This window comes from Klenkia sp. PcliD-1-E (genome assembly GCF_024124375.1).
In the GTDB taxonomy this organism is placed as follows: Bacteria; Actinomycetota; Actinomycetes; order Mycobacteriales; family Geodermatophilaceae; genus Klenkia.
In genome coordinates this window covers 1-1,948 of record NZ_JAMXRZ010000236.1, presented here as the reverse complement: position 1 = coordinate 1,948, position 1,948 = coordinate 1, and the positions used below count along the sequence as shown (strand labels likewise).

At 73.9% G+C, this 1,948-nt stretch carries 3 protein-coding genes; all 3 read left to right on the top strand.

The window, feature by feature from the left end:
• Positions 1 to 94: 94 nt before the first annotated feature.
• The 3 genes from NH342_RS22815 to NH342_RS22805 are packed head-to-tail and all read left to right on the top strand — an operon-like array spanning position 95 to position 1,859.
• Positions 95 to 997 (top strand): NADH-quinone oxidoreductase subunit H, encoded by a 903-nt coding sequence (locus NH342_RS22815; protein ID WP_253018633.1) that lies wholly within the window; start codon positions 95 to 97, stop codon positions 995 to 997.
• Positions 994 to 1,560, top strand: coding sequence for an NADH-quinone oxidoreductase subunit J (locus NH342_RS22810; RefSeq protein ID WP_253018631.1), 567 nt, complete (start codon positions 994 to 996; stop codon positions 1,558 to 1,560). The genes NH342_RS22815 and NH342_RS22810 overlap by 4 nt, the downstream gene beginning before the upstream one ends.
• Entirely contained in the window at positions 1,557 to 1,859 is a 303-nt protein-coding gene (locus NH342_RS22805; RefSeq protein ID WP_253018628.1) for an NADH-quinone oxidoreductase subunit K, read from the top strand. The genes NH342_RS22810 and NH342_RS22805 overlap by 4 nt, the downstream gene beginning before the upstream one ends.
• Positions 1,860 to 1,948: the final 89 nt, after the last annotated feature.

The window sequence follows — 1,948 nt, the reverse complement described above, 5'->3', positions numbered from 1 at the left end:
GTCGACGGCAGCGAGCTGGCGGCGGTGCGGCTGCTGCTGGCCAGCCTGCCCGCCGACGTCACGGTGGCCTCGACCGAGCCCGAGCAGGCACGTCGTGGCTGAGGTCGCCGCCGTCGGGACCGGGTGGGTGCCGCTGGCCGCGGTGCTGCTGGTGGCCACCACCGCCGTGGTCGCGACCGCCGACGGCGCCCTCCTGGGCCGCCCCGACAGGCCCTGGGCCGAGGCCGCCCGGCTGCTGCGCCAGCAACGCCGGACCACCCTGGCCGCGGACACCCTGCTCGGTCGCGGCGCGGTGCTGCTGGCACCGGTCGTGGCCCTGCTGATGGTGGCGGTGGTGCCCCTGGGCAGCTGGACGGTGGCCGACCTCGGGGTGGGGGTTGTCTGGTTCAACACCCTCGACGTGCTGCTGTGGGCGGTGTTCTGGCTGGCGGGCTGGGGGGCCAACAGCGCGCTGGGGCTGGTGGGTGCCTACCGGTTCCTGGCCCAGGCACTGGCCTACGAGCTGCCGCTGATGTTCGCCCTCGCCGCGCCGGCGCTGGCCGCCGGCAGCCTGCGGCTGGGGGACGTCGTCACCGCGCAGCAGGGCCTGTGGTTCGTGGTGTGGATGCCGGCCGCGTTCGTCGTCTACTGCGTGGGCGTCCTCGGGTTCACCGCCCGCGGCCCCTTCGCCGCGCCGCTGTCCGCCGACGTCGCCGGGGGCCTGGCGGTCGAGCTGTCCGGTGTCGACCGGCTGCTGCTGGACGGCGGGCGCTGGCTGCTGCTGGTGGCCGGCTCGGCGTTCGGGGTGACCGCGTTCCTCGGTGGCGGCGGCGGTCCGCTGCTGCCGGGGTGGGCGTGGGTCCTGGTCAAGACCGTGCTGCTGGCCCTGGCGCTGGCGGCCCTCGCCCGCCGGGCGCCGCTGTGGCGGGCGGAGCGGTTCACCGAGGTGGGCTGGCTGGTGCTGCTCCCGGTGGCACTGGTGCAGCTGTTGGTCGTCGCCGTCGTGGAGGTGGTGTGAGGGTGCTGAGCGGGATCGTGTTCTGGGTGCTGGCCGTGGTCGCGGTCGGCACGGGGGTCGCGGTGTTCCGGACCGACTCGATGGCCCGGGCCAGCTACGCGCTGGCGGTGTCCTTCGCCGCGGTCGGTCTCGCCCTGCTGCTGGTCGACCTGGAGTTCATCGGGGTCATCACGGTGCTGATGATGACCATGGAGATGGCCGTGATGGCGGTCTTCATGGTCATGTTCATGGGGATGAACCCGGCGCTGATGCCGATGAGCATGACCCACGGCACCCGCACCCCGGCGGTGCTGGCGGTGGGCTGCTTCCTGCTGCTGGGGTCGGGTTCGGTGCTGGTCCCCTGGCCCACCCGGCAGGGCACGCCGGCCACCGACCCCACCGCCAGCCTGGGGGTGGCGCTGATGGAGTCGAAGATGCTGGTGATGCTCGCCGTCAGCGCGGTGCTGTTCGCCACCGTGGTGGCGGCACTGTGCCTGGCCGCCGCGCGCACCCGCTACGACCGGTTCGGCGACGACCTGCGGTCCCGCCCGTCGGACCCGGTCCGGGGCGGGGTGGGCAGGTGACCCTGCAGACGGTCCTGCTGGTGGCGTCGGCCCTGTTCAGCGTGGGGCTCTACGGCGCGCTGTCCCAGCAGGTCGTGGTGATGGTGATGATGGGCCTGGAGCTGATGCTCAACGGCGTCGTCCTGGCCGCGGCCGGGTTCTGGTGGTTCCTGTCCCCCTCCCCCGACGGCCAGGTGCTGCTGCTGGTGGTCATCTCCGCGATGACGGTGGAGATGGCGATGGGCTTCGCCGTGGCCACCCTGCTGCACCGCACCTCCGGCACCGACAGCGCGGAGTCGGTCACGGAGCTGCACGGGTGAGCGCCGTCCTGCTCGCCGTCCTGGTCGCCCTGCCGCTGGTGGTGGGCGCACTGCTGTGCCTGCTGCCCGTCCGCCGGCCGGCGCCGGTC